This window comes from Herbiconiux sp. VKM Ac-1786 (genome assembly GCF_015350805.1).
Taxonomy (GTDB): Bacteria; Actinomycetota; Actinomycetes; order Actinomycetales; family Microbacteriaceae; genus Herbiconiux.
In genome coordinates, this window is record NZ_JADKSG010000001.1 from 1,118,751 (window position 1) to 1,141,479 (window position 22,729).

21 protein-coding genes and 1 pseudogene are annotated in these 22,729 nt (G+C 73.1%); 10 read left to right on the forward strand and 12 right to left on the reverse strand.

From position 1 onward, the window contains the following. Positions 1-47: 47 nt before the first annotated feature. From ITJ64_RS05695 to ITJ64_RS05720, 6 genes are read left to right on the forward strand one after another with little or no spacing between them, the layout of a single operon-like run. Positions 48-1,064 carry an ABC transporter permease gene (locus ITJ64_RS05695; RefSeq protein ID WP_173181835.1) on the forward strand — a complete coding sequence of 339 codons (1,017 nt, stop codon included), beginning with the start codon at positions 48-50 and terminating at the stop codon, positions 1,062-1,064. Continuing rightward, positions 1,061-2,080: an ABC transporter permease gene (locus ITJ64_RS05700; RefSeq protein WP_194679755.1), complete on the forward strand. Its 1,020-nt coding sequence runs from the start codon at positions 1,061-1,063 to the stop codon at positions 2,078-2,080. Before ITJ64_RS05695 ends, ITJ64_RS05700 begins: the two co-directional genes overlap by 4 nt. Beyond that, positions 2,077-3,024, forward strand: coding sequence for an aldo/keto reductase (locus tag ITJ64_RS05705; protein ID WP_194679756.1), 948 nt, complete (start codon positions 2,077-2,079; stop codon positions 3,022-3,024). The genes ITJ64_RS05700 and ITJ64_RS05705 overlap by 4 nt, the downstream gene beginning before the upstream one ends. A gap of 49 nt (positions 3,025-3,073) precedes the next feature. After that, positions 3,074-4,105 carry a LacI family DNA-binding transcriptional regulator gene (locus ITJ64_RS05710; protein WP_194679757.1) on the forward strand — a complete coding sequence of 344 codons (1,032 nt, stop codon included), beginning with the start codon at positions 3,074-3,076 and terminating at the stop codon, positions 4,103-4,105. Between the two features lie 49 nt (positions 4,106-4,154). Then, positions 4,155-6,155: a beta-galactosidase gene (locus tag ITJ64_RS05715; RefSeq protein ID WP_194679758.1), complete on the forward strand. Its 2,001-nt coding sequence runs from the start codon at positions 4,155-4,157 to the stop codon at positions 6,153-6,155. Continuing rightward, on the forward strand, positions 6,152-7,117 hold the full coding sequence (locus ITJ64_RS05720; RefSeq protein WP_194679759.1) for an aldo/keto reductase: 966 nt from the start codon (positions 6,152-6,154) through the stop codon (positions 7,115-7,117). Before ITJ64_RS05715 ends, ITJ64_RS05720 begins: the two co-directional genes overlap by 4 nt. Here the strand turns inward: ITJ64_RS05720 and ITJ64_RS05725 are convergent. After that, positions 7,105-8,421 (reverse strand): DUF2254 domain-containing protein, encoded by a 1,317-nt coding sequence (locus tag ITJ64_RS05725; RefSeq protein WP_194679760.1) that lies wholly within the window; start codon positions 8,419-8,421, stop codon positions 7,105-7,107. The genes ITJ64_RS05720 and ITJ64_RS05725 overlap by 13 nt on opposite strands. Before the next feature lie 143 nt (positions 8,422-8,564). On the opposite strand from ITJ64_RS05725, the gene ITJ64_RS05730 reads away from it, so the two are divergent. Further along, positions 8,565-10,433 (forward strand): BCCT family transporter, encoded by a 1,869-nt coding sequence (locus ITJ64_RS05730; RefSeq protein ID WP_194679761.1) that lies wholly within the window; start codon positions 8,565-8,567, stop codon positions 10,431-10,433. Here ITJ64_RS05730 and ITJ64_RS05735 read toward each other — a convergent pair. From ITJ64_RS05735 to ITJ64_RS19295, 7 genes are all read right to left on the reverse strand, one after another. After that, on the reverse strand, positions 10,430-11,686 hold the full coding sequence (locus ITJ64_RS05735) for a multidrug effflux MFS transporter (RefSeq protein WP_194679762.1): 1,257 nt from the start codon (positions 11,684-11,686) through the stop codon (positions 10,430-10,432). The genes ITJ64_RS05730 and ITJ64_RS05735 overlap by 4 nt on opposite strands. After that, positions 11,653-12,369: a ThuA domain-containing protein gene (locus ITJ64_RS05740; RefSeq protein ID WP_194679763.1), complete on the reverse strand. Its 717-nt coding sequence runs from the start codon at positions 12,367-12,369 to the stop codon at positions 11,653-11,655. The genes ITJ64_RS05735 and ITJ64_RS05740 overlap by 34 nt, the downstream gene beginning before the upstream one ends. Before the next feature lie 86 nt (positions 12,370-12,455). Then, the gene (locus ITJ64_RS05745; protein ID WP_194679764.1) at positions 12,456-13,028 is read right to left on the reverse strand and encodes a TetR/AcrR family transcriptional regulator; all 573 of its coding nucleotides are present in this window, start codon (positions 13,026-13,028) and stop codon (positions 12,456-12,458) included. Continuing rightward, a complete protein-coding gene (locus tag ITJ64_RS05750) occupies positions 13,021-13,875 on the reverse strand; it encodes an alpha/beta fold hydrolase (RefSeq protein ID WP_194679765.1) in 855 nt (284 codons plus the stop codon). Before ITJ64_RS05750 ends, ITJ64_RS05745 begins: the two co-directional genes overlap by 8 nt. Before the next feature lie 69 nt (positions 13,876-13,944). Then, positions 13,945-14,835, reverse strand: coding sequence for an alpha/beta hydrolase fold domain-containing protein (locus ITJ64_RS05755; protein ID WP_194679766.1), 891 nt, complete (start codon positions 14,833-14,835; stop codon positions 13,945-13,947). Positions 14,836-14,843: 8 nt separating this feature from the next. Then, a complete protein-coding gene (locus ITJ64_RS05760; RefSeq protein ID WP_194679767.1) occupies positions 14,844-16,097 on the reverse strand; it encodes an MFS transporter in 1,254 nt (417 codons plus the stop codon). Further along, complete coding sequence (locus tag ITJ64_RS19295; RefSeq protein WP_194679768.1) at positions 16,094-16,705, reverse strand: cyclophilin-like fold protein; 612 nt, start codon at positions 16,703-16,705, stop codon at positions 16,094-16,096. Before ITJ64_RS19295 ends, ITJ64_RS05760 begins: the two co-directional genes overlap by 4 nt. A gap of 102 nt (positions 16,706-16,807) precedes the next feature. On the opposite strand from ITJ64_RS19295, the gene ITJ64_RS05770 reads away from it, so the two are divergent. Then, positions 16,808-17,743 carry a helix-turn-helix transcriptional regulator gene (locus ITJ64_RS05770; RefSeq protein WP_194679769.1) on the forward strand — a complete coding sequence of 312 codons (936 nt, stop codon included), beginning with the start codon at positions 16,808-16,810 and terminating at the stop codon, positions 17,741-17,743. Positions 17,744-17,774: 31 nt separating this feature from the next. Here ITJ64_RS05770 and ITJ64_RS05775 read toward each other — a convergent pair whose 3' ends face one another. Together ITJ64_RS05775 and ITJ64_RS05780 are read right to left on the reverse strand one after the other, a co-directional pair. After that, positions 17,775-18,146, reverse strand: a complete 372-nt coding sequence (locus ITJ64_RS05775; RefSeq protein ID WP_194679770.1) for a hypothetical protein — start codon at positions 18,144-18,146, stop codon at positions 17,775-17,777. A gap of 174 nt (positions 18,147-18,320) precedes the next feature. Then, entirely contained in the window at positions 18,321-19,277 is a 957-nt protein-coding gene (locus ITJ64_RS05780; protein ID WP_194679771.1) for a helix-turn-helix domain-containing protein, read from the reverse strand. Between the two features lie 106 nt (positions 19,278-19,383). Between ITJ64_RS05780 and ITJ64_RS05785 the strand changes: the two are divergent. Then, a pseudogene (locus ITJ64_RS05785) lies at positions 19,384-20,041 on the forward strand (SDR family oxidoreductase). Next, a complete protein-coding gene (locus ITJ64_RS05790; protein ID WP_194679772.1) occupies positions 20,041-20,376 on the forward strand; it encodes a hypothetical protein in 336 nt (111 codons plus the stop codon). Before ITJ64_RS05785 ends, ITJ64_RS05790 begins: the two are co-directional and overlap by 1 nt. A gap of 69 nt (positions 20,377-20,445) precedes the next feature. Here ITJ64_RS05790 and ITJ64_RS05795 read toward each other — a convergent pair whose 3' ends face one another. Next, positions 20,446-21,258 (reverse strand): polyprenol monophosphomannose synthase, encoded by an 813-nt coding sequence (locus ITJ64_RS05795; protein ID WP_370545051.1) that lies wholly within the window; start codon positions 21,256-21,258, stop codon positions 20,446-20,448. A gap of 183 nt (positions 21,259-21,441) precedes the next feature. Continuing rightward, on the reverse strand, positions 21,442-22,683 hold the full coding sequence (gene aztD / locus ITJ64_RS05800; RefSeq protein ID WP_228507703.1) for a zinc metallochaperone AztD: 1,242 nt from the start codon (positions 22,681-22,683) through the stop codon (positions 21,442-21,444). Between the last annotated feature and the right edge of the window lie 46 nt (positions 22,684-22,729).

Genomic DNA, 22,729 nt, shown 5'->3' on the forward strand with positions numbered 1-22,729 from the left:
CCGAGCGACCAGCATCACCACCGGATCGAACCGACACGGGAAAGACCATGACCACGTCACTCATCACCGCGGCCGATCCGGCCGCCACCCCCGAGGGTCCGAGCGGCCGGCGCCGCCCGGACCGTCGGGGGCCGGCGGGCTACCGCGACGCCCTCAGCATCGCCGCCGTCTGGCTGCTGCTGATCGTCGCGACCACCATCGTGCGGCCCGACTTCCTGTCGAGCCAGACCCTGCTGGCCGTCACCTTCACGATGTCGATCTCCGGCATCCTGGCGGTCGCGCAGGCCATCATCGTCATCTCGGGCGGCCTGCTCGACCTGAGCCTCCCGGTCGCCCTGGTGTTCAGCGCCTGGGCCACCGTGACCGCCCTGAACAACGGGCTGCCGACCCCCGTCGCGATCGTGATCGGCCTCCTGGCCGGCGCCGCGTGGGGCGGCCTGAACGGCGTGATCGTCGTCTTCGGCAAGCTCAACCCGATCATCGTCACCCTCGCCACCGGCTTCGGCGGCCTCGCGGTGATGCTGATCTTCTTCACCTCCGCGCAGATCCCCTCGGGCTCCGACCTGCGCCTCTACGGCCTCGGCCGCTTCCTCGGCCTGCCGAACATCTTCTGGCCGATGGTGATCGTGATCGTCGTCGCGGGCCTCGCCCTGCACTTCACCCGCTGGGGCCGGCACGTGGTCGCCGTGGGCGGCAACGCCCAGGCCGCCAAGGCGCGCGGCATCAACCTGCGACGGATGCGCCTCGCCACCTTCATCGGAGCCGGAGCAGTCGCGGGCCTGGCCGGCGTCATGTTCAGCGCGGTCACCCCGAGCTTCACGGCCGGCGCCGGAGCGGGGTTCCAGCTGATCGTCATCGGCGCGGTCATCCTGGCCGGCATCAGCCTCTCGGGCGGCAAGGGCAACCTGCTCGTGCTGCTGCTGAGCGTCGGCTTCCTCGCCACCATCCCCGCCTCGATCGCCTTCTTCGGCCTGCCGCCCGCCTGGGCGCTGGTCTTCCAGGGAGCGCTCCTGATCATCGCCGTCGGCATCGACGGCTACCGACTGAAGAGGACTGCGCGATGACCCAGACCAGCACCGCACCGGCCCGGCCGGCGACGCTCTTCGACGACCCGCAGCAGAGCCGCGCCCGGCGCATCCTCGGCAGCTTCAAGGGCCCCGTCGGCAGCATCTCGGCCACCCTCGTGGTGACCCTCCTGATCGGCCTCGTCTGGGTCGGCCCTTCCTTCCTCTCCCCCTCGAACGTGCAGATCGTCGGGGTGAGCGTCGCCATCCCGCTGATCGTGGGGGTGATGGCCTCGTTCGCCCTGCTGGCGGGCGTCGTCGACCTCTCCATCGGCTCGATGGTGGGCTTCGGCGCCGTGATCTTCAACCAGCTCGTCGCCGCCGGGCTCGACCCCTGGCTGGTGGCCCTGATCACCGTCGTCGTGGGCGCCGTCGTCGGCCTCACCAACGCGCTCGTGATCGTGAAGTTCGGCGCCGAACCGCTCGCCGTCACTCTCGGCATGCTGACCCTGCTCCGCGGCCTCTGCCAGGTGATCGTGGTCAGCGCCCCGCCGAGCACCCTGATCGACCCGCTCTACAACGTCACGCAGGGCGCGATCCTCGGGTTCCCGACGCTGCTCCTGATCGGCATCGGCATCACGCTGATCGCCGCCGGCGTCGTGTCGAAGACGCGCGTCGGCCGCAAGGTGCAGGCCGTCGGCGGCGACGACCGGGCCGCCGCCCGCGCCGGCATCTCGGTGACCAAGGTGCGCGTGATCGCCCTCATGGTCAGCGGCATGGGCGCCGCGATCGGCGGCATCCTCTACGTCGGCCAGCTCGGTTCGGCGTCGAACGTGCTCGGCACCGGGCTGGAGTTCCAGATCTACGCGGCGCTGATGATCGGCGGCTACTCGATCACCCGCGGCGGCGTGGGCAACCCACTGGGCGGGCTGCTCGGCCTCCTCGTCGTGGCCGGCATCACGAACATCCTGAACGTGCAGTTCTTCGACCCCGACTACCTCGACCTGATCGTCGCGATCATCCTGCTCGCCGCCGTGCTGGTCGACCGCTTCCGGGGAGGGGACTCGTTCGAATGAGCCTCCCGACCACCGTCCTCGGGCGCACCGGCCTCACGGTCTCGAACCTCTGCGTCGGCACCGCCGCCTGGGGCGTCAGCTCCCCCGTGCACGGCCTCGCCGTTCCCGAGGAGGTCGCGGTCGCGACCGCCCGACGCGCCTTCGAGGGCCCGTTCACGATCCTCGACACCTCGAACGAGTACGGCGCCGGCGAGAGCGAGCGCCGGGTGGGCCTGGCCGTCCGCGAGGCCGGCGGGCTGCCCGAGGGCTTCGTGGTGCAGACCAAGCTCGACCGCGACCCGGTCACGGGCTCCTTCGACGGCGAGCGGATGCGCGCCTCCCTTGCCGAGAGCCTCGAACGCCTCGGCCTCCCCCGCGTGCCGCTGCTCCACCTGCACGATCCCGAGCACATCGGCTTCGACGCGGCGATGGCCTCCGGCGGCCCGGTCGAGGCGCTGCGGCGGATGCGCGACGAGGGCCTCGTCGACAGCATCGGCATCTCGGGCGGCCCCGCCTCGATGCTCCTGCGCTTCGTCGAGACCGGCCTGTTCGACGCCCTGATCACCCACAACCGGTTCACGCTGGTCGACCGCACGGCCGACCGGCTGCTGCAGGCCGCGCACGACGCGGGGCTCGGCGTGATGAACGCCGCGGTCTACGGCGGCGGCATCCTCGCCCATCACCCGCGCCGCTCCGACCGGTACCACTACGGTCCGGCCTCGGCCGAGCTGCTCGCGGCGGTCGACGCCATGGGCGCCGCCTGCGAGCGGGCCGGGGTGCCGCTGATCGCCGCGGCGCTGCAGTTCTCGACGCGCGACCCGCGCATCCACTCGACCATCTGCGGCGTCGTGTCGCCCGGGCAGCTCGACGAGGCGGTCGAGCTCGCGACGCTCGAGATCCCCGCCGAGCTGTGGGACGAGCTCGAGGCGCTGGCCCCACCCGCCGGGTCGTGGCTGAATGACTGAGTCGTGCCTGAATGGCTGAGCAGGGCGACCGTGTAGCGTCGAGAGCCGAATGGACGGGGGTCCTCTCGTGACGGAGATCGGCATCCGCGACGTCGCGGCTCACGCCGGCGTCTCGGTGAGCACCGTGTCGAACGCGCTCAACCGGCCCGAGCTGGTGTCGCGCACCGCCGCCGACCGGGTGGCCGACGCGATCACCGCGCTCGGCTACGTGCCCAACGTGGCCGCCCGGCAGCTGCGGGCCGGGCGCAGCAACGCCATCGGCATGGCCGTGCTGAACATCACCAACCCCTTCTTCTCCGACGTCGTGCTCGGCGCCGAGGAGGAGGCCGAGCTGGCCGGCTACTCGGTCATCGTCGGCAACAGCTACGACTCCGAGAAGCGGGAGTCCCGCTACCTCGACCTGTTCGAACGGCAGCGACTGGACGGCGTGCTGATCGCCCCCGTGAGCGGCTCGCTCGCGATGCTCGAGCGGTTCCGCCGGCGTGACGTGCCCGTGGTGCTCGTCGACCGCGTCGACCACGACGGCGTGCTGCCCTCCATCTCACTCGACGACGTGCTGGGGGGCACGATGGCGACCGAGCACCTGCTGCAGTCGGGCTGCCGGCACATCGCCTTCATCGGCGGACCGATGCGGGTCGACCAGATGCGCGAGCGCCTCGAGGGCGCCCGCGCCGCCGTCGAACGGGCGGGCGCCCGGTTCACGTTCATCGAGACGCAGACCCTGAACCCCGGGATCGGCCGCGAGATCGGCGACCGCATCGCGGCGCTGCCCGCAGCCGACCGGCCCGACGGCATCTTCGCGGGCAACGACCACGTGGCGCTCGGCGTGCTGCAGGGCCTGCTGCGGCACGGCATCGCGGTGCCCGACGAGGTGTCGATCGTCGGCTACGACGACATCGACTTCGCGGCCGCCGCGGTGGTGCCCCTCACCTCGGTGCGGCAGCCGAGCCACGACATGGGCGCCCACGCCGCGAGGCTGCTGCTGCAGCGCCTCGGCGCCGTGCCCGAGAAGCCCCTGATCACCCGGTTCGAGCCCGTGCTCGTGCCCCGCCAGTCGACCCGCCACCCGGCGGACGACTGACACCCGACGACATACCACCCACCCGAACGATCACCGAACAAAGGACGACATGCACTACGGCGGAGACTACAACCCCGAGCAGTGGCCCGAGGCCACCTGGACCGACGACGTGCAGCGCATGCGCGAGGCCGGCGTCACGACGGCCACCGTGGGCGTGTTCGCCTGGTCGCGCATCCAGCCCGACGAGCACACCTTCGACTTCGACTGGCTCGACCGCGTGATCGACCTGCTGCACGAGAACGGCATCGCCGTCGACCTGGCCACCGCCACCGCGTCACCGCCGGCCTGGGCCGTGACGGCCTACCCGGGCATCCGGCCGCAGGACGAGGACGGCGCCCTCTACTGGCAGGGCAGCCGTCAGCACTACGCCCCCTCCTCGCCCGACTACCGGCGCCTGGCCTCGCGCCTCGTCACCGAGCTGGTCGCGCGCTACAAGGACCACCCCGCGGTCGTGCTCTGGCACGTCAACAACGAGTACGGCTGCCACCTGAACTACGACTACTCCGACAGCGCGGCGGTCGCCTTCCGCGCCTGGCTGCGCCGCCGCTACGCCGACGACCTCGACGCCCTGAACGCCTCGTGGGGCACCATGTTCTGGTCGCAGCGCTACGGCTCCTTCGACGAGATCGTGCCGCCGCGGAAGGCCCCCTACAGCCACAACCCGGGCGGGCTGCTCGACTTCAAGCGCTTCACCTCCGACACCCTGCTCGAGCTCTACACGATGGAGCGGGACATCATCAAGGGCGCCGGGGCCACCCAGCCGGTCACCACCAATTTCATGGGCGCCTTCCCGCCGGCCGACTACTGGCGCTGGGCCCGCGAGCTCGACGTGATCAGCGACGACAGCTACCCCGACCCGAACGATCCCGACGCCTTCCGCTCGGCCGCCTTCACCCGCGACCTGATGCGGTCGCTGAAGCCCGAGACGCCGTGGCTGCTGATGGAGCAGGCCTCCAGCGCCGTGAACTGGCGGCCGAGCAACGCCCCCAAGGCGCCGGGCCAGCTCGCCGCGCTGTCGATGCAGGCCGTGGGGCACGGGGCCGACGGCATCCTGTTCTTCCAGTGGCGGCAGTCGATGCGCGGCAGCGAGAAGTTCCACTCGGCGATGCTGCCGCACGCCGGAACGGACACCCGCACCTGGCGCGAGGTCGTGCAGCTGGGCGGCGACCTGGCCGGGCTGCCCGAACTGCCGTCGGGCGCGGGGTCGAGCCGCGCATCCGTCGCCCTGGTGCTCGACTGGGAGAACCACTGGGCCATCTCGAGCCCCGACCACCCCGTGGTGCTCGACTACCTCGCGCTCGTGCAGCGCTGGTACGGAGCGCTGCACCGCCAGCACGTGTCGATCGACATCGTGCAGACCACGAGCGATCTCGCCGGGTACGGGCTCGTCGTGCTGCCGCACCAGTACCTGCTGAGCGACGAGGGCGCGGCGAATCTGACCGGCTACGTGCGGGGCGGGGGGCAGCTGCTCGTCACCGCGTTCAGTGACGTGGTGGATGCGCAGGACGCCTTCCGCGAGGGCGGGTTCCAGGTGGCGCTGCGGTCGGTGCTCGGGGTGAGCGTGACCGAGTTCGGGGCGCTGGACGCCGGATCGTCGGTGACGGTGTCGGGCTCCGGCCTCGCGCTGCGCGGGGAGTTCCTCGCCGAGGAGCTGGCTGTGCACGCCCCCGACGTGGAGGTGCTGGCGCGGTACGCCGACGGGCGCGTGCCGGGGACTCCGGCGCTGACGTCGCTCGAGACCGGGGCGGGGCGGGCGTGGTACCTCGCCACGATCCCCGACGACGAGGGGATGCTCGAGGTCACCCGGGCGGCACTGGCTCGGGCGGGCATCCGCTCGGAGCTGCCGACGACGGCGGCCGGGCCCGACCTCGAGCGGGTGGAGGTCGCCCGCCGCGGCGACGTGCTCACCGTGATCAACCACGGCGACGCCGTCACCGTGCCGCTGCCCGACGGCAGCACCGACCTCGACGGCTCGCCGCTCACCGCGCTCGAGCTCGACCCCTTCGCGTGGGCCCTCGTGCGCACGCCGACCGAGAGGACCGCCTTGTGAAGTACACCCGCCTCGGCCGCTCCGGCGCCACCGTCAGCCGCATCGCGCTCGGCACGATGAACTTCGGGCCGGTGATCGGCCGCGAGCCCTCCTACGAGATCCTCGACCTGGCGCTCGAGAACGGCATCACCTTCATCGACACGGCCGACGTCTACGGCGGCGGGCCGTGGGGGGACCACCCGGGCCAGTCCGAAGCCCTCCTCGGCGACTGGATGCGCGACCGCGGCGTGCGCGACCAGCTCGTCGTGGCGACGAAGGTGCACGGCCCGATGGGCGAGGGGCCGAACGACCAGGGGCTGTCGGCGGTGCACATCCGCGCCGGGGTCGACGCCTCGCTGCGCCGGCTCGGCACCGACCGGATCGACCTCATGCAGATGCACCACATCGACCGCTCGGTGCCCGTCGACGAGGTGCTCGACGCGTTCACGACCCTGCGCGAGCAGGGCAAGATCGTCTACCTCGGCTCGTCGAACTTCGCCGGCTGGAACCTCGCGCAGTACCAGGAGCAGGCGACCGCCCACCGCCAGATCGGCCTCGTCACGGAGCAGTCGGTCTACAACCTCGCCCAGCGCACGGTCGAGCTCGAGGTCGTGCCGGCGGCCCTGAACTACGGCATCGGCCTGCTGCCCTGGTCGCCGCTCGCGAGCGGACAGCTCGGCGGCGTGCTGCAGAAGGCCGACCGTTCCCGTTCCAAGGACCTCGACCTCGGCGAGCGCCGCCCGCGCATCGAGGAGTACGAGCGCTACGCCGGCACCCTCGGCCTCGACCCGGCCGAGCTCGCGCTCGCCTGGCTGCTGCACCAGCCCGTCGTCACCGCGCCCGTCGTCGGACCGCGCACGGCGGCGCAGCTCACGGGCGCGATCGCGGCGCTCGAGATCGCGCTCGGCGACGCGGAGCTCGCGGAGCTCGACCGCATCTGGCCCGGCCCGGGCGGGCAGGCCCCGGAGGCCTACGCCTGGTAGCCGGCGCCGGCGCCCTCGCCCACGGCCTCGCCTTCACCCTGCTGTCGTTGCAGGTGCCGCGACGGGTGCAGGCGGTCGTGCAGGGTCTGCAGCTCGCGCGCGTCGTTCTCGTCGAGGGCCGCCTCGGCGCGGCGCAGCGCGAGCCCGGCCGCCGCGTCGAACACCCCGGCCTGCTCGGGCGCGGAGGCCGCGAGGGCGGCGAGGCACTTCTGCAGTCGCGCCTGCACCTCCAGCAGACCCGCCCCGTCGCGGGACAGCGGGCGGAACCCGTCGACCACGAGGTCCTCGAGCGTCACCGGCCTGATCCGCAGGTGCTCGAAGACCACCGCCGGGTCGGGTTCGGTCGCGAGCGCCGCCGTCAGCACCCGCTGCAGTGCGCCGATGATCTCGATCGCGGTGCCGGGGTCATTGGTGGCGGGCGAGAGGGCCCGGCTGCCGATCTCGGCGAGCGCGATCATCCCGAGCCGCGGGTCCTGCTCGTAGGTGCGGTGCGCCTCGATGCGGAAGGCGCGGCGGACGGCCGCGCGCACCTCGTCGTCGACGGCGCCGCTCCCGCCCGCGGCGATCACGAGCGGTGTGGTCGCGTCGGCGGTCCTGCCGGGCGTCGCCACGAGCTGCAGCGTCAGGCCGGCGGTCCCGGCCGTGCGCTCGAGCAGCGGCAGGTCGACGTAGGTCACGTACCCGGGGGCGTCGGCGTGCACCGCGACGCCCTCGAGGTCGGCTCCGGTGAGCGGATGCGCGCCCAGCGCCGGTGACTCCGCATACGCCATGAGCGCGGTCGAGGCCGCGGCCTCCACGCGATCGATGATGTCGGACATCCGCCCGAACGTCGCCAGGTGCGCGATCCAGCGCAGGAGGGTGACGACGATGATCGCGATCATCACCAGCGTGCCGAGGAAGAGGATCGTGCGCCCCTGCTCGCCGTAGTAGCCCGTCGACAGGGCGATGATGCCGACCAGGGAGAAGGTGAAGCCGCCGACGAAGGTCGAGAGGGCGTTCTGCGAGGTCGAGTCCTCGACCATCAGCTGGGTCGCCCGGGGGGTCGCGGTCGTCGTGGCCGACGAGTACACGGTGACCATCGCCGTGATCGAGAACGTCGTCACCGCGAGCATCGAGCTCGCGACGATCTGCAGGATCGAGTCGACCGAGTCCTGACCCAGATCGATCACGAGCCGGAAGGGCAGCAGGGCCCCCACGAATCCGGCGGCGAGGGCGAACAGCACGGCGACCACGGTGAACAGCGCGGCCCGGGCCCAGACCTGCTTCAGCAGTCGCTGGAGGAACCGCCGGATGCCTGAACTCATGGTCCTCTGTAACACGGGGGCGGGCATCCGGACGAATCGGGCAGAGCGGATGACCCCCGTTAGGGTGGTCTCCCAGTGCCTGCGACGGGCGCTCGAAGCGATAGGCCGCCTGACGACACGGCGGCCGCCCAGGAGGACCGTCGATGACGAACACTGACCATTCCCGCGCGCCCGGACGATCGATCCTCCGGGAGGTGACGCATCCCGCCCTGATCCCCGGCGTGGGCGTCGAGAGCACCTCGCGCGTCTTCAGCACCAACTGGACGGTGTTCGGCATCGCCGGCGCCCTTGTGGTGGCGACCGTGGTGTGGGGCTTCGCCGCCCCGGAGAGCATCAGCGCCGTCGGCGCCGCCTCCCTGGACTGGGTGACCACGAACTTCGGCTGGCTGTTCTCGCTGCTGGCGGTCGCGTGCATCCTGTTCATGCTGGTGGTCGGCTACGGGCGCACCGGCGGCATCCGCCTGGGAGCGGACGACGAGGCGCCGGAGTTCTCGACGGTCTCGTGGATCGCGATGCTGTTCTCGGCCGGCATGGGCATCGGGCTGCTGTTCTGGGGCCCGGCCGAGCCGCTCGCCTACTTCACCGACGTGCCGCCGGGCTTCGACTCGGAGGCCGGCAGCCGCGACGCCATGTTCGACTCGCTGGCCCAGTCGATCCTGCACTGGGGGCCGATGGCGTGGTCGTTCTACGCGCTGGTCGGCGGCGCGATCGCCTACGCCGCCTACCGCCGCGGGCGGGCCCCGCTGATCTCGGCGATCTTCCGGCCGATCTTCGGCGACCGCACCGAGGGCTGGATCGGCGCCGTGATCGACGTGTTCGCGATCATCGTCACCCTCTTCGGCACCGGCGTGACGCTCGGCATGGGCGCGCTGCAGATCTCGAGCGGCATCGAGTTCGTGGCCGGCATCGGGCCGCTCGGCAACGGCGCGCTCGTCGGCATCATCACGGTGCTCACGGCCGCGTTCGTGGTCTCGGCGGTCTCGGGGCTGAAGCGCGGCATCCGGGCGCTGTCGAACATCAACATGGTGATCGCCGCGATCATCGGCGTGTTCGTGTTCGTCGCCGGACCGACCCTGTTCCTGCTGAACGTGCTGACCGGAAGCCTGCCGGCGTTCGTCTCCGACCTCGGGACGATGCTCACCCGCAACCCGGCCCAGGGCGAGGACGCGGCGAGCTTCATGGCGAGCTGGACCAACTACTACTGGGCCTGGTGGATCTCGTGGACGCCGTTCGTCGGCATGTTCATCGCGAAGATCTCCCGCGGGCGCACCCTGCGCGAGTTCGTCACCGTCGTGGTCGTCGTGCCGTCGGCCGTGTGCGTCGCGTGGTTCGGCATCCTCGGCGGCACCGCGATGCTGTTCGAGTCGCAGGGCCGGGGCATCAGCGAGGCGGGGTCGTCGGAGGCCGTGCTGTTCGCGGTGCTCGGCGAGCTGCCGTTCGGAGCCGTGATCTCGGTGCTCGCGCTGGTGTCGATCGTGCTGTTCTTCGTCACCAGCGCCGACTCGGCGGCGATCGTGATGGGGTCGATGAGCCAGCGGGGCAAGCCGGAGCCCTCGCGCTGGGTGATCATCACCTGGGGGCTGCTGCTCGGCGCCGCCGCGCTCGCGCTGCTGCTCGCCGGGGGCGAGACGGCCCTCGCGGGGCTGCAGGCGATCATGGTGGTGTCGGCGCTGCCGTTCGCCCTGATCGTGATCGGGATCATGGTGGCGTGGACGCGGGAGCTGCGCACCGACCCCTACATGATGCGGCACCGCTTCGCCCGGGCGGCCATCGCCCAGGGCGTGCGTCGCGGCATCGCCGACCACGGCGACGACTTCGTCTTCGGCGCCACCGAGGTCGCGGCCCACGAGGGCGCGGGCGTCGGGATCGACACGGCCGACCCGGCGCTGACCGAGTGGTACGAGACGGCGACGGGGCAGCTCCCGGCCATCACGCCCACCACGATCGCGGGCGCCCTGCCCGATCCGGCGCAGGCCCCGGCCCCGGCCCCGGCTCCGGCCGACCGCCCCTAGAGGCGGGGGCGGCGGGGGCGGGTGCCGAGCCAGAGCACGGCCGCCGAGGCCGCGGTGCAGGTCGTCATCACCGCCGCCGCCGGGATGGCCGTCGAGGTGCCGAGCAGGCCCACGAGGGGTGCGCCGACCGCCCCCGCGATCATGTTCGAGGCGCCGATCAGCGAGGCCGCCGTGCCGGCGCGCTCCCCGTGCCGCCCGAGGCCCGAGGTCTGCAGCGCGGGCGAGACGACCCCGAACGACGTCGTGAACAGGAACAGCGGCACGAGCAGCCCCACCAGCCCGAGCCCCGGCGCGAGGGTCACCGACGCCAGCAGCAGCACCGCACTCGACGCGAGCAGCAGCGCGCCGAACCGGGCCAGCCGCGGGATGTCCCGCCCCCGCGACAGCCGCGCGCTCACCTGGGCGCCCACGATCATCAGCGCTCCGTGCCCGCCGAAGACGATCGCGTACTGGGTGGCGCTCAGCCCGTAGACGCCCTGGAACAGGAACGCCGACGACGCCATGTACCCCATCATCGCCGCCCACTGCAGCGCCCCGGCGGCCACCACCGAGACGTACAGCCGGTCGCGCAGCAGCGCCACGTAGTCCGCCGCGGCATGCCCTCGCTCGCGCGCCCGGGCCGCCCGCCGCTCGGGCGGGTTCGTCTCGTGCCGGGCGAGCACCGCGAGCGTGCAGACGAGCAGCACCGCGCCGTACCCCACGAGCAGCCACATCAGCCCGCGCCAGTCGACGAGCCCCAGCAGCTGCGCCCCCAGCGCGGGGGCCGTGACCACGAAGACCCCATTCACGATCTGCAGCCGGGCCAGCAGCGTCACCATCGCCGAGCCCTCCCGGCTGTCGCGCACGATGGCCAGGATGATCACCGACGACGCCGCGGCCCCCACACCCTGCACGGCGCGGAGCCCGATCAGCAGCTCGATCGTCGGCGCGAGGGCGCAGCCCACGGTCGCCGCCGAGTAGAGCACCAGCGCTCCGACGAGCGGGCGCATCCGCCCCACCCGGTCCGACAGCGGCCCCGCCACCAGCTGCCCCACCGCCATGCCGAGGAACGCCCCCGTCAGCGTCGCCTGCACGAGCGACGGCACGGTCGCGAGGTCGCGCTCGATCTGCGGGAACGCCGGGAGGTAGAGGTCCATCGTCAGCGGCCAGATGGCCTGGATGAACCCGAGCACCACGAAGAACACCGCCGGCGGCCGGCGCGCCCCGCTCGTCGGGCGGGTCACGCGGTCGTCGACGCCGCGGGCGCCACCCATCCCGCGAGGGCCACGAGCAGCGCGCGGCGTTCGGCCGAGTCGTACGACTCGACCCCGTGCCCGAGCGCGTCGTACGCGACCCGGCCGGCCCGCGCATCCGTCGCCTCGGTCACCCAGACCAGCGGATGCTCGGCCTCCCCCTCTTTGTGGAACGCCAGCGCCGTCACGCCCTCGGCCACCTCCAGGTCGCTGTAGCGCTCGTCGTGCAGCACGAAGTCGGCGGGCAGCTCGAGCTCCGGCTCGACGGATGCCCGCGCCGCCGTCCGCACGAGCGCCTCCCCGATCGGCGGATGCCCCGACACCCCGGGCACCCAGCGTCCGCCGATCAGCGCACTCCAGCGCGGATCCCCGGCGAACGCCAGCGTCGACGAGTGCAGCGCCAGCACCCCGCCGCCTCGCGCGGCGTGGGCCAGGATCGCGTCGACGATCGCGGCCGAGTCGGGCGGCGGCAGCGCGGGATCGCCGCTGACGTTCACCACCAGCACGTCGGCCCCGGAGAGCGCGTCGGGCAGCGCATCCGCCTGATCGGTGCGGAGCACCTCGACCTCGGCGCCCGCCGCCCGCAGCGCGTCGGCCGCCCGCGCCCCCGTCGCCTCGAGCGCGTGCCACGGGTCGCCGTGCCCCCCGACGCCCACCAGCACGAGAACGCGCAGTCCACCGGACCCCACGGAACCATCTCTCACGGCGGGCACGTCTCCTTCGACAGGTGAATCGTTTAAAAGCCTCGCACCCGCCTCGCCCACCGTCAAGGGGGGCTCGGCGTCGCGCGTCAGGACGACGCGCGGGCGCGGAGGCCGAGGTCGACGAAGTCGATCAGCCAGAGGAAGCTGGCGTCGACGTCGGTGTCGATCTGGAAGCCGTCGCCCGCCTCGAGGGTGGCGAAGCCGTGCAGCACGCTGCGGAGCATCCGGAGCGCGTGGATGCGGTCGGCCTCGGCGAGGCCGTAGCCGCGCAGCACGGCCTCGAGCGAGGTGAGGGTGCGCCCGAGGGCGGGCCCCAGGGGGTCGTCGGGGCCGGCCGGGCGGGCGCCGGTGGTGGCCGCGTAGCGCCCGGGGTGCTCCTTCACGAAGAGCCGGAGCGCCTGCGCGGCCGCGGCAAGGGCCTCTCCGCCCGACACCCCCTGCACCGCGTCGCGGAGGCGGTCGCCGACCTCGGTCGCGCCGAGCACGGCCACGCGGTGGGTGAGCGAGGCGAGGCCGTCGACGTGCTTGTAGAGCGACGGGGTCTTCACGCCGAGGCGCTCGGCCACGAGGCTCATGCTGAGCCGGGCGAGGCCGATCTCGTCGGCGAGGTCGGCCGCCGCCTCGGTGACGGTCGCGGCGTCGAGGCCGGCCCTAGGCACGGTCGCCCTGTGCGGCCTTGGCGAGCGTCGCGGCGAGGAAGGGCAGCAGCAGCGCGACGACCGCGTCGGGGGTCTCCGCGTGCGGGTAGTGCCCGGCCCCGTCGATCACCGCGAGCTCGCCGAGCCCGGTGGGCAGGTCGTTCAGGATGCGCTCCCCCTCGGCCTCGGGACGGGCCCAGTCGGGGTCGGCACCGCCCTCGATCACGAGCACGCGGCAGCGCACGTTCGCCAGCTGGGCGCCGGCGTCGGCCGGCGTGGTCTTCGTCATGGCCTTCAGCACCGCCATGCGCTCGGGCAGGCTGAGGGAGGCTTCGATGCGGGCACGCTCGGCGGCCCAGTCGGCGGGCTTGGCGGGGATCGCGAGGTCGAGGTAGGCGAGCCAGGCCTTCAGACTGCCGGTCATCATGACCTTGGCGAGCTGCACGGTGCCCGCGCGGTGCGCGCGGTTGCGCAGGAGCCCGCCGAGGTCGACCGACTGCGCCCGCGTGAACGGCGCCAGCTCGGCGAGACCGACGATCAGCTCGGGCGCGGTGGCCGCCGCGATGGTGGCCGCGCCGCCGCTGATCGACTGGCCGACGATCACCGCGGGCCCGCCGAGGTGGCGCACGAGGGCGACGAGGTCACCGGCGATGTCGGTGCGGCTGTAGCCCGCCCAGCCGGTGCTCGACTCGCCGCAGCCGCGCAGGTCGACGTTCGCGACCCGGTAGCCGGCGGCGACGAGGGCCGGCACGACGAAGCGGTACGAGTGGCGGCTGTCACCCATGCCGTGGGCGAGCACGACGAGCGGGCCCTCTCCGCTGAGGTCGTAGGCGATGGTGCCCTCGTCGAGGGTGAGGTACTCGGTCATGGCTGCCTCCTGGCGGCTGGGGCCTCAGCGGTCGCCTTGGCTAATGGTGTTAGCTACAAGCTACGAGCATTAGCCACGACTGTCAAGTGCGGTGACGATCTCGACGCGGGCCGCCCGTCCGCTGCGGGTCGGCAGCAGGGGGTAGACGTGCACGGCGCCTGCTCGTTCGCGCAGGGTGAGCGGCACGCCGGCGGTCGTGGCGCGGTCGGCGAGCAGCCGCGCATCCGGATTCAGCACGTCGCGGGTGCCGGTGAACAGCAGCATCGGCCCGAGACCCTCGAAGCGGCCGAAGAGCGGGCTGACGATCGGATGCTCGACCGCGAGCCCGCCCGCCCACCGTCGCCCGAGCTCCCGGCCGCCGGGCTGCGCGAGCCACGGATCGCTCGGCTGCACGACGGGGATCAGCGGATTCGAGAAGCCGAGGTCGAGGGCGGGCGCGATCAGCACGGTGCGCACGGCGGGGACGCCCCGGTCGCGGAGGGTCTGCGCGACCGCGAGGCTGATCTGGCCGCCCGCGGAGTCGCCGGCGAGCCGCACCTCGCCGTGCCGCGCGATCAGCCGCTCGGCGAGACCGAGCACGAGGTCGTGGGCGGCCTGCGCGGAGCCGAACGGGAGCAGCGGGTAGATCGGCACGGTCACGGCGGCGTTCGCCTCGACCGCGATCTGCGCGACGAGGGCCCAGTGCTGCGGGGCGGTCTCGTGGATCCAGGCGCCGCCGTGGGTGTACACCACCGCCGTCGTCGGGGTGCCGCGTGCCGGCGCCACCGTGTAGACCGGCGAGCCGCCGACGTGCTCGACCGACACCCCGAGGTCGGGGCGGAGGCGCCTCGGCGGGCCGAACGGCTCGGGGCGCAGCTCGACGGCACGGATGGCGCGGCGCGCGTTCGCGGCCGACCGGAAGGCGGTGTTCGCCCGGGTCGCGCGGAGGAACACGGGCACGAGGGCTTCGGGGATGATCACGGCTCACCCTACGTCGCGGCGGGGCGCTCCGGGGTCGGGCTGTCCGGCGCACGCCGTTCCGGGGCGCGGAGCTCGGTGAAGGCCGAGCCGCGGCCGGCGACCGTCAGGATCAGCGCGACCGCCCCGAGCACGGCCATGGCCGCGGGCAGGATCAGCCCGTCCGCCATGCCGAGCAGCGCGCCGCCGAGGATGCCCGCGCCGAAGATCGCGAGGTTGAACGCCACGGGCAGGAACGAGTTCGCGATGTCCGCGTCGTCACCGCCCGCGCGGGTGAGGGCGCTCTGCAGCTGCGGCGCCGTCCCGCCGAAGGCGACGCCCCAGAGCACCGCCGCGATCAGCACGGCCGGCGCCGAGTCGTGGCCGACGAGCAGCACCGCGCCCGCCAGCGTGAACGTCGCCGCCGAGCCATGCAGCAGCGCCCGCGGGTGCCGGTCGAGGAGCACGCCGACCAGGGCGACGCCGCCGAGCGAGGCGATGCCGTAGACGAGCAGCATCAGATCCGGGGTGATGCCCGTGCCCGTGACCCGGAGGTACGGGGCGACGTAGGTGTAGAGGGTGCTGTGGGCGAGCATCCACACCAGGATCACGACGAGCACGATCGGCACCCCGCGGAGCCCGAGCACGCGGCCGAGGGGCAGGCGGCCGGCGGCGGGCAGACCCGGTGCGTCGGGCACGACGGTCAGGATGATCAGGCCCACCACGAGGGCGAGCAGGCTCACCCCGGCGAACGACCAGCGCCAGTCGGTGACGCCGCCGATGACGGCACCGAGCGGCGTGCCGAACGCGAAGCCGAGCGGGGCGCCGGTCGACATGATCGACAGGGCGAGGCCCGAGCAGGCGGGCGGGCTGATGCGGATGGCGTAGTTGGCGAGCATGCCCCAGATCACGCCCGAGAACGAGCCCGCCACGAAGCGGGAGACGAGCGAGAGGGTGACGTCGGGCGACACCGCGGTGACGAGGTTCGCGAGCACGAGGCCGGCGACGCCGACGAGGAGCAGGGGCTTCCGCCGGAGCCCGCGGGTCAGCGAGATCGCCGGCACGGTGACGATCACCGTGCCGAGCGCGTAGGCGCTGACGAACAGGCCGACGGTGCTCTCGCTCGTGGCCATTCCCGAGGCGATGTCGGGCAGGAGACCCGCGGGCATGGTCTCCATCGCGATCAGGATGAATCCGATCAGGGCGAGCGCGACCAGCGCGACGACGGGCAGCCGGCGCTCCCCGCCCGGCGCGACCACGGGTACGCTCGCGGTGGCCGCGCTCATTCGGCGCCCGCCCCGCCCTCGGGCCCGGGTCCGGCGACCGAGACGGTGCCGGTGAAGGGGGCTGCGTCCCGCACCGCGGGGACGTCGTCGAAGGTGCCGAGCGGGATGATGCCCTCGTAGTAGCCGACCGTCTCGTGGTAGAGCACCAGGGCCTGGTCGGGGGCGTAGTACCCGATCGTGCCGGGTTCGGCGCCGGCGCCGGAGGGCAGCCCGTCGAGCATCAGCGGCGCGGGGAGGCGGGCGATCTTCTCCTGGCCGCCGAAGTCCTCGAATTCGAGGTCGAGGGGCAGCTGGGACACCAGGGAGGCGGTCGCGGCGCTGTCCCGCAGCACGGCGGTCACGGTGGCGCCGTCGACGGTGATGGTGAGGCGGGTTCCGGTGCTCATGGGCGGCTCCTCGGGTGCGGGTGCAGGTGCAGGTGGGGTCGGGGTGTTGGCCGGCTCGCTGGGGGCCGGCGGGGCGGTCGGCGCGGTGGGGTTCGGCGAGACGGCGGTCGGGGGGACGGGGGCTGACGTCGGGGTGCCGGCCGCGCATCCGCAGAGCCCGAGCACGACGGCGGCCGTCAGCACGAGGGCCGGACGGCATCTCGCGGGGGTCGATGTGGTCACGGTGTCGAGTCAAGCCGCCCGCGGCCGGCGGAGGGAGGGCCCTGCCCAGACGGGTCACAGCAGAACCTCCCTGGCGCGGCCGCGCAGCCGTAGCGTGGAGGCATGGACGATCGCAGCGAGGTCCGCGAGTTCCTGGTGTCTCGCCGGGCCCGCCTCACCCCCGAGCAGGCCGGCGTCGAGCCGACGGGCGGCCGCCGGCGGGTGCCCGGCCTGCGCCGCGACGAGGTGGCCCGGCTGGCCGGCCTCAGCGTCGACTACTACACCCGGGTCGAGCGCGGCAATCTCACCGGCGTCTCCGAGAGCGTGCTCGACGCCGTCTCCCGGGCGCTCTCGCTCGACCGGGCCGAGCACGACCACCTGCACGACCTCGCCCGCGCCGCGAACCTCGGCGCCCGCCCCCGCCGGCCCAAGCCGCCGGCGCACTCGCTGCGGCCGGCCACCCAGACGCTGCTCGACTCGATCACGGGCGCCGCCGCGTTCGTGGGCAACAACCGCATGGACCTCGTCGCGGCCAACGATCTCGGCTTCGCCCTGTACTCCGAGATGTTCCGATCGGATGCCCGGCCCGGCAACCACTCCCGCTTCATCTTCCTCGACCCCCGCGCCCGCGACTTCTACCCCGACTGGCAGCGGGCGGCCGACGTCAACGTGCAGATCCTGCGCCGCGACGCCGGCCGCAGCCCCTTCGACAAGGAGCTCAGCGGCCTCGTCGGGGAGCTCTCGGTGCGGAGCGAGGAGTTCCGCACCCTGTGGGCCGCCCACGACGTGCGCCGGCACTACTCGGGCGCGAAGCAGTTCAAGCACCCGGTGGTGGGGCTGCTCGAGCTGACCTATCACGTGATGGAGCTCGAGGACGACCCGGGCCACACCCTGACCGTCTACACGGCCGCGCCCGGCAGCCCCTCCGAGGAGGGCCTCCGCCTGCTGGCCACCTGGGCCGCCACCGAGCACATCGCCGCGATCGCCCGCGACCCGGCCGCCCGCCCGGTGACCCGCCCGGGGATCGAGTTCGATCCCGAGGTGCGCACGACGAGCTAGGCCGGTGCCGACGCCGACGCCGACGCCGGGGTCAGCGGAGGGCGGGGGTGCCGCCGCTCGGGCTGAGGTCGGGGGCGTCCCAGGAGGCCGAGCGGGACTCGAGGTGGCGGCAGAGCTCGGCGATGACCGCGAGCTCGGCGGCGAGGGCCGCGACGCGCTGGGGCGAGCGGGCCGCGTCGACGTCGCGGGCGAGGAAGGTGATGGCCCAGCGCGGGTCGCCCGGGGCGACCGGCTCGAGGTAGAGCGTGGTGGGCGCGTTCGACAGGTCGATCACCACGAGTCCGGTGTCGGCCCCGTCGGCGCCGTCCTGGCGGAGCACCTCGACGGCGCCCTCGATCCGGTGGCCGGCGGCGAGGAACTCCTCGAGCCACTGGGACAGGATCTCCTGCGAGCGGAACGGCATGGGCACCTCCTTCGGTGGGTGACGGATTCGACGGGTGACGGATTCGACGGGCGAACCCGTTCGCGCGGTGAATCCATTCGAGTGGGTGCGGGCTGGGAGAATGCTCCTTCTATCCGGATAGCGCACCGGGACTGTCCGCAGAACGAACGGCGGGAGGGATGCTCGCCCGAGCCCCTACCGCAGCAGGGTGTTCCGGGGGTATTCGCCGAAGCGGGCCGCGTAGGAGCGCGAGAACCGCCCGGCGTGCGTGAACCCCCAGCGCGCGGCGACCTGCGCCACGGTCGTCTCGTCGGGTCCGAGCTGCTGCAGCTCGGCCTGCACGCGATCCAGCCGCACGGCGCGCAGGTACTCCGTCGGCGTGACGCCGAGCTGCCGGGCGAACGCCTGCTGCAGTCCGCGCGGGGTCAGGCCCACCTCCTCGGCCACCTCGGTGGGGGCGAGCGGCAGATGGGCGCTCGCGTGCATCCGCTCGACCGCCCGCCGCAGCCGGGAGTTGCGGGGCGCCAGGAGCACCGACGGCATGGCCTCGGCCTCGTGCGCGAACGAGTCCAGCAGCACGACGGCGGTGCGGCGGTCGATCTCGGCCAGCTGCAAGGGCGTGGGGTCGCCCCGGACCAGCAGCCGGGCCGCCTCCTCGACGGTGGCGTTCCAGCGGCGGAGCGCCTCGGGGTTCGGGGTCGACCGGTGGTCGAAGTGCAGCGGACCGGGCAGCACCCCCTCGTGCTCGGCCGCCACCCGCTCGAGGAAGCGGGCGTCGAAGTGCACGAGGTTCTGCCGGTAGTCGGCGAAGTCGAAGGCGTAGGGCTTGCCGGTGGGGAACATCGCCGGCATGCCCGGCACGAGGGTGGATTCGTCGGCGCCCACGTCGACCACTCCGCGCCCGCCGAGCAGCCACGAGACGATGTACTCGTTCTCGGGCTGGATCGTGCCGGTGATGGTGCCGAGGTACGTCGAGGAGCGAAGACTCATGTTCGGGCCGCCGGCGACCGTGTAGCGGTAGGCGAAGTCCTGGTCGCTCAGCTCGACGCGGAAGCCGGAGCCGTTGTAGCCCTCCTGGTACATCGCGCGGGCATCGTCGAGCTCGGTTCCGGACGACTCGGTCCGGATCAGTGCTCTCCGCTCACCGTCCACCCTTCGAATTCTCACACAGACGGTGTCAAGCCCCCAGCCGCCGACCCAGACGGAACGTAGGTTGCTGGGCACCGACGACCCCTGACGATCCCTGGAGGAGCACACGATGAGCGACCGGCCGACCCCCGACGAGCAGCAGCCCGAGCAGCAGACCCCGCCCGGAACCGAGCAGGAGATGGAGCCGCAGCCCGACCACGGCGAGCAGAGCTACGTCGGCTCGGGCCGGATGACGGGCAAGATCGCGGTCATCACCGGCGCCGATAGCGGCATCGGCAAGGCCGTCGCCATCGCCTTCGCCCGCGAGAGCGCCGACGTCGTGGTCTCCTACCGACGAGGAGTGGGACCACACCCTCGCGGTGAACCTCAGCGCCTACTTCCACCTGGTCAAGGCCGCGGTGCCGCACATGCCGCCGGGCGGGTCGATCATCGGCACCTCCTCGGTGAACTCCGACACGCCGTCGCCGACGCTGCTGCCCTACGCCGCCACGAAGGCCGCGATCGCCAACATGAGCGCCTCCCTCGCCCAGCTGCTGGCCGAGAAGGGCATCCGCGCCAACAGCGTCGCCCCGGGCCCGGTGTGGACCCCGCTCATCCCGGCCACCATGCCCGCGGAGAAGGTCGACAGCTTCGGCGAGCAGGTGCCGATGGGCCGCGCCGCACAGCCGGCCGAGCTGGCACCGGTCTACGTGCTGCTCGCCTCCGACGAGGGCAGTTACGTCTCGGGCGCGCGCATCGCGGTCACCGGCGGGAAGCCGATCCTCTGATGGCCGGCGCCCACGAGAACCTGCCCCTGCCCGACTACGACCACGTGACGGTGGGCGCCCTGCCCGCGGCCATCGCATCGCTCACCGCCGACGAGGTGGCGCAGCTGCTCGACTACGAGCGGATGCACGGCGACCGCCTGCCCGTGACGACCGTGCTCGAGCACCGCCTCGAGGCCCTCCGGGGCGGCGCGACGCCGTCCGGGGGCGATCCCGCGGCCGCGCGTCCGGAGACGAACGTGGCACACGGAGGCGGCGGGGTGTCGCCCGCGACCTCGGGTCCGCCTATCAATCCGCCGTCGCAGGGGGTGCCGACGAACCCGGCGCAGCCGCGCTGACGGGCTGGGCGGGGGTTTGACGGGCGGGCCGGGGCCGGGCTGAAGGCGCCCGGGTCGGGCCCGCCTCGGCTAGAGGCGGGCCAGGCCGGCGCCCGCGACGCTCGAGCCGGCCCGCACCGAGGGGAGCCGGCGGCCGTGCAGGACGACCTCGCGGGCCGACCGCATCCGCCGGTCGAGGCCCCACTGGGTGACCTTCACGAGCGACTCGCGCACGATCGACCCGCTCATCTTGGACTCGCCGTGCGTGCGCTCGACGAACAGGATGGGGAACTCGGTGACCCGGAGGCCCGACTGCAGCGCGCGCCAGACGAGGTCGAGCTGGAAGCAGTAGCCGTGCGAGGCCACGTCGTCGAGGCCGATGGTGTCGAGCGCGGTGGTGCGGTACGCGCGGAAGCCGCCGGTCGCATCCTTCACCCCGATGCCCAGGGCGAGCCGGGCGTAGAGGTTGCCGCCACGGCTGAGCACCTTGCGGCTGAGCGGCCAGTTGCGCACCTCGCCGCCGGGCACCCAGCGGGAGCCGAGCACGAGGTCGGAGTGCTCGAGCAGCGTCAGCATCTCGGGCAGCGCCTCGGGCTGGTGGGAGCCGTCGGCGTCCATCTCGATGATCGCGTCGTAGCCGTGCTCGCGCGCCCAGGCGAAGCCGGCGAGGTAGGCGACGCCGAGGCCCTCCTTGCCCGCGCGGTGCAGCACGTGCACGGCGGAGGCGCCGTCGGCTCCCGGGTGGGCCGCCGCGATGCGGTCGGCGAGCTCGCCGGTGCCGTCGGGCGAGGAGTCGTCGACGATCAGCAGGTCGGCGACACCGGTCGCCAGCACCCGCCGGGCGATGGGCTCGAGGTTCTCGAGTTCGTTGTAGGTCGGCATGACCACCAGGGCTCTGTTCACTCCGGCACCTCTCCTCGGGACCATCCTGTCGGATCCATAGAACCGCGCACGCCGACGGCCCACCCCCGTTCGCGGCGGAATGGGGGCGGGCCTCCAGCAGACTGCGGTGGGGCATCCAGCCGGCTCCCAGCCAATGGGGGCGAGGCGGGGCGAGCGTGACGGCCCGCCCCGCGACGCGCGGGGTCAGCCGGTGACGGCGATCTCGTTCGGAACAGCGGGCAGCTCGCCCGTCGCGATCAGCTCGCCGGTCGCCACGTCGACCGCGTGGATCGCCGAGCTCGCCGGGTCGGTCACGTATGCGGTGCCGCCGTCGACGACGAGGGCCGGATGCGCGTCCTGCCACTGCGCCGGACCCTCCCACGCCTCGATCACCGGGAACGAGGCGCCGAACTCCCCCGTCGTGACGTCGAGCACGTGCAGCGCGCCGTCGGTGCCGAGCACGACGGCTCCGTCGTCGGCGGTGCGCGCGATGTCGCGCCAGGTGTAGCCGACGCCCTCGGGCAGCGGCACGACCCGCGAGGTCTTCGTCTCGGTGTCGACGATCGTCAGCGCGGTCAGCACGTAGCCCTCGGCGTCCGGATCGGCGTTGTAGTCGCCCACCATGATCGGCGAGTTCTCGGTGACGTAGGCGTTGCCGGTGCGGCCGTAGGCGTCGGGGGCGGCGATCTTGGTGAAGACGCCGGCGTCGTAGACGAGCACGCCGTCGCTGCAGCCGAAGACCGCGACCTCGCCGCGCACCGCTCCCTCGCCGTGCACCGACGGGCACTGCTCGTTGCGGCTCGTCTCGGTGCGATCGGCATCGAGGGCGCGAACGCCGGTGCGGGCATCCGGAGTGCCGATCGTGGTGAGCAGGGTGCCGTCGGCCAGCTCGATCGAGACGCCGTGATGCGCCTCGGGCGCGGGCACCGTCTCGGTCTCGGGGAGCCGGCCCGCGCCCGCGTTCGCGAGCAGCTCGGACGACTCGAAGATCGTGGTCTCGCCGGTGCCGTCGGCGAAGAGCACCGTGCGGCCGTGGTGGCGCACGACGTGGCCCGGCGACGGTGCCGCGAAGACGAGGTCGGTGAGCTCGGGCTCGTCATCGCTGCCGGCGCCGGTGTCGAGCACCTGGAACCCCTCGGCGGTCGAGACCATCACGCTGCGGCCGTCGCCCGCCGGGTTGACGCGATTGAAGCCGGGCAGCTCGATGTCGGCGAGGGTGTCGAGGCTGGTGCCGTCGAGCACGAGCAGTCCGCCGTCGTAGGTGAGGGCGATGCGGGGGCCGGTGGCGGCGGCGTTCGTGGCGGCGCCGGTTCGGGTCTCGTCGGGGGCACCGGCATCGGTGTCTCCGGATGCGGTGCCCGCGCAGGCGGACAGGGCGATCAGCGTGCCGGCTGCGAGAGCGAGGGGGGCGAGCATCCGTCGACGCCCGGTGGTTCTGGTGTTCATCGTTTCCTTTCGGTGGCGGCCGGTCGGGTGACCGGCCTGTGGAACG

Coding starts and splice junctions, on each gene's coding strand:
- ITJ64_RS05700 (WP_194679755.1), top strand. CDS start 1,061: ATGACCCAGACCAGCACCGCACCGGCCCGGCCGGCGACGCTCTTCGAC.
- ITJ64_RS05730 (WP_194679761.1), top strand. CDS start 8,565: ATGACGAACACTGACCATTCCCGCGCGCCCGGACGATCGATCCTCCGG.
- ITJ64_RS05750 (WP_194679765.1), bottom strand. CDS start 13,875: ATGACCGAGTACCTCACCCTCGACGAGGGCACCATCGCCTACGACCTC.
- ITJ64_RS05695 (WP_173181835.1), top strand. CDS start 48: ATGACCACGTCACTCATCACCGCGGCCGATCCGGCCGCCACCCCCGAG.
- ITJ64_RS05735 (WP_194679762.1), bottom strand. CDS start 11,686: ATGGGTGGCGCCCGCGGCGTCGACGACCGCGTGACCCGCCCGACGAGC.
- ITJ64_RS05725 (WP_194679760.1), bottom strand. CDS start 8,421: ATGAGTTCAGGCATCCGGCGGTTCCTCCAGCGACTGCTGAAGCAGGTC.
- ITJ64_RS05770 (WP_194679769.1), top strand. CDS start 16,808: ATGGACGATCGCAGCGAGGTCCGCGAGTTCCTGGTGTCTCGCCGGGCC.
- aztD (WP_228507703.1), bottom strand. CDS start 22,683: ATGAACACCAGAACCACCGGGCGTCGACGGATGCTCGCCCCCCTCGCT.
- ITJ64_RS05790 (WP_194679772.1), top strand. CDS start 20,041: ATGGCCGGCGCCCACGAGAACCTGCCCCTGCCCGACTACGACCACGTG.
- ITJ64_RS05710 (WP_194679757.1), top strand. CDS start 3,074: ATGGACGGGGGTCCTCTCGTGACGGAGATCGGCATCCGCGACGTCGCG.
- ITJ64_RS05760 (WP_194679767.1), bottom strand. CDS start 16,097: ATGAGCGCGGCCACCGCGAGCGTACCCGTGGTCGCGCCGGGCGGGGAG.
- ITJ64_RS05775 (WP_194679770.1), bottom strand. CDS start 18,146: ATGCCGTTCCGCTCGCAGGAGATCCTGTCCCAGTGGCTCGAGGAGTTC.
- ITJ64_RS05715 (WP_194679758.1), top strand. CDS start 4,155: ATGCACTACGGCGGAGACTACAACCCCGAGCAGTGGCCCGAGGCCACC.
- ITJ64_RS05705 (WP_194679756.1), top strand. CDS start 2,077: ATGAGCCTCCCGACCACCGTCCTCGGGCGCACCGGCCTCACGGTCTCG.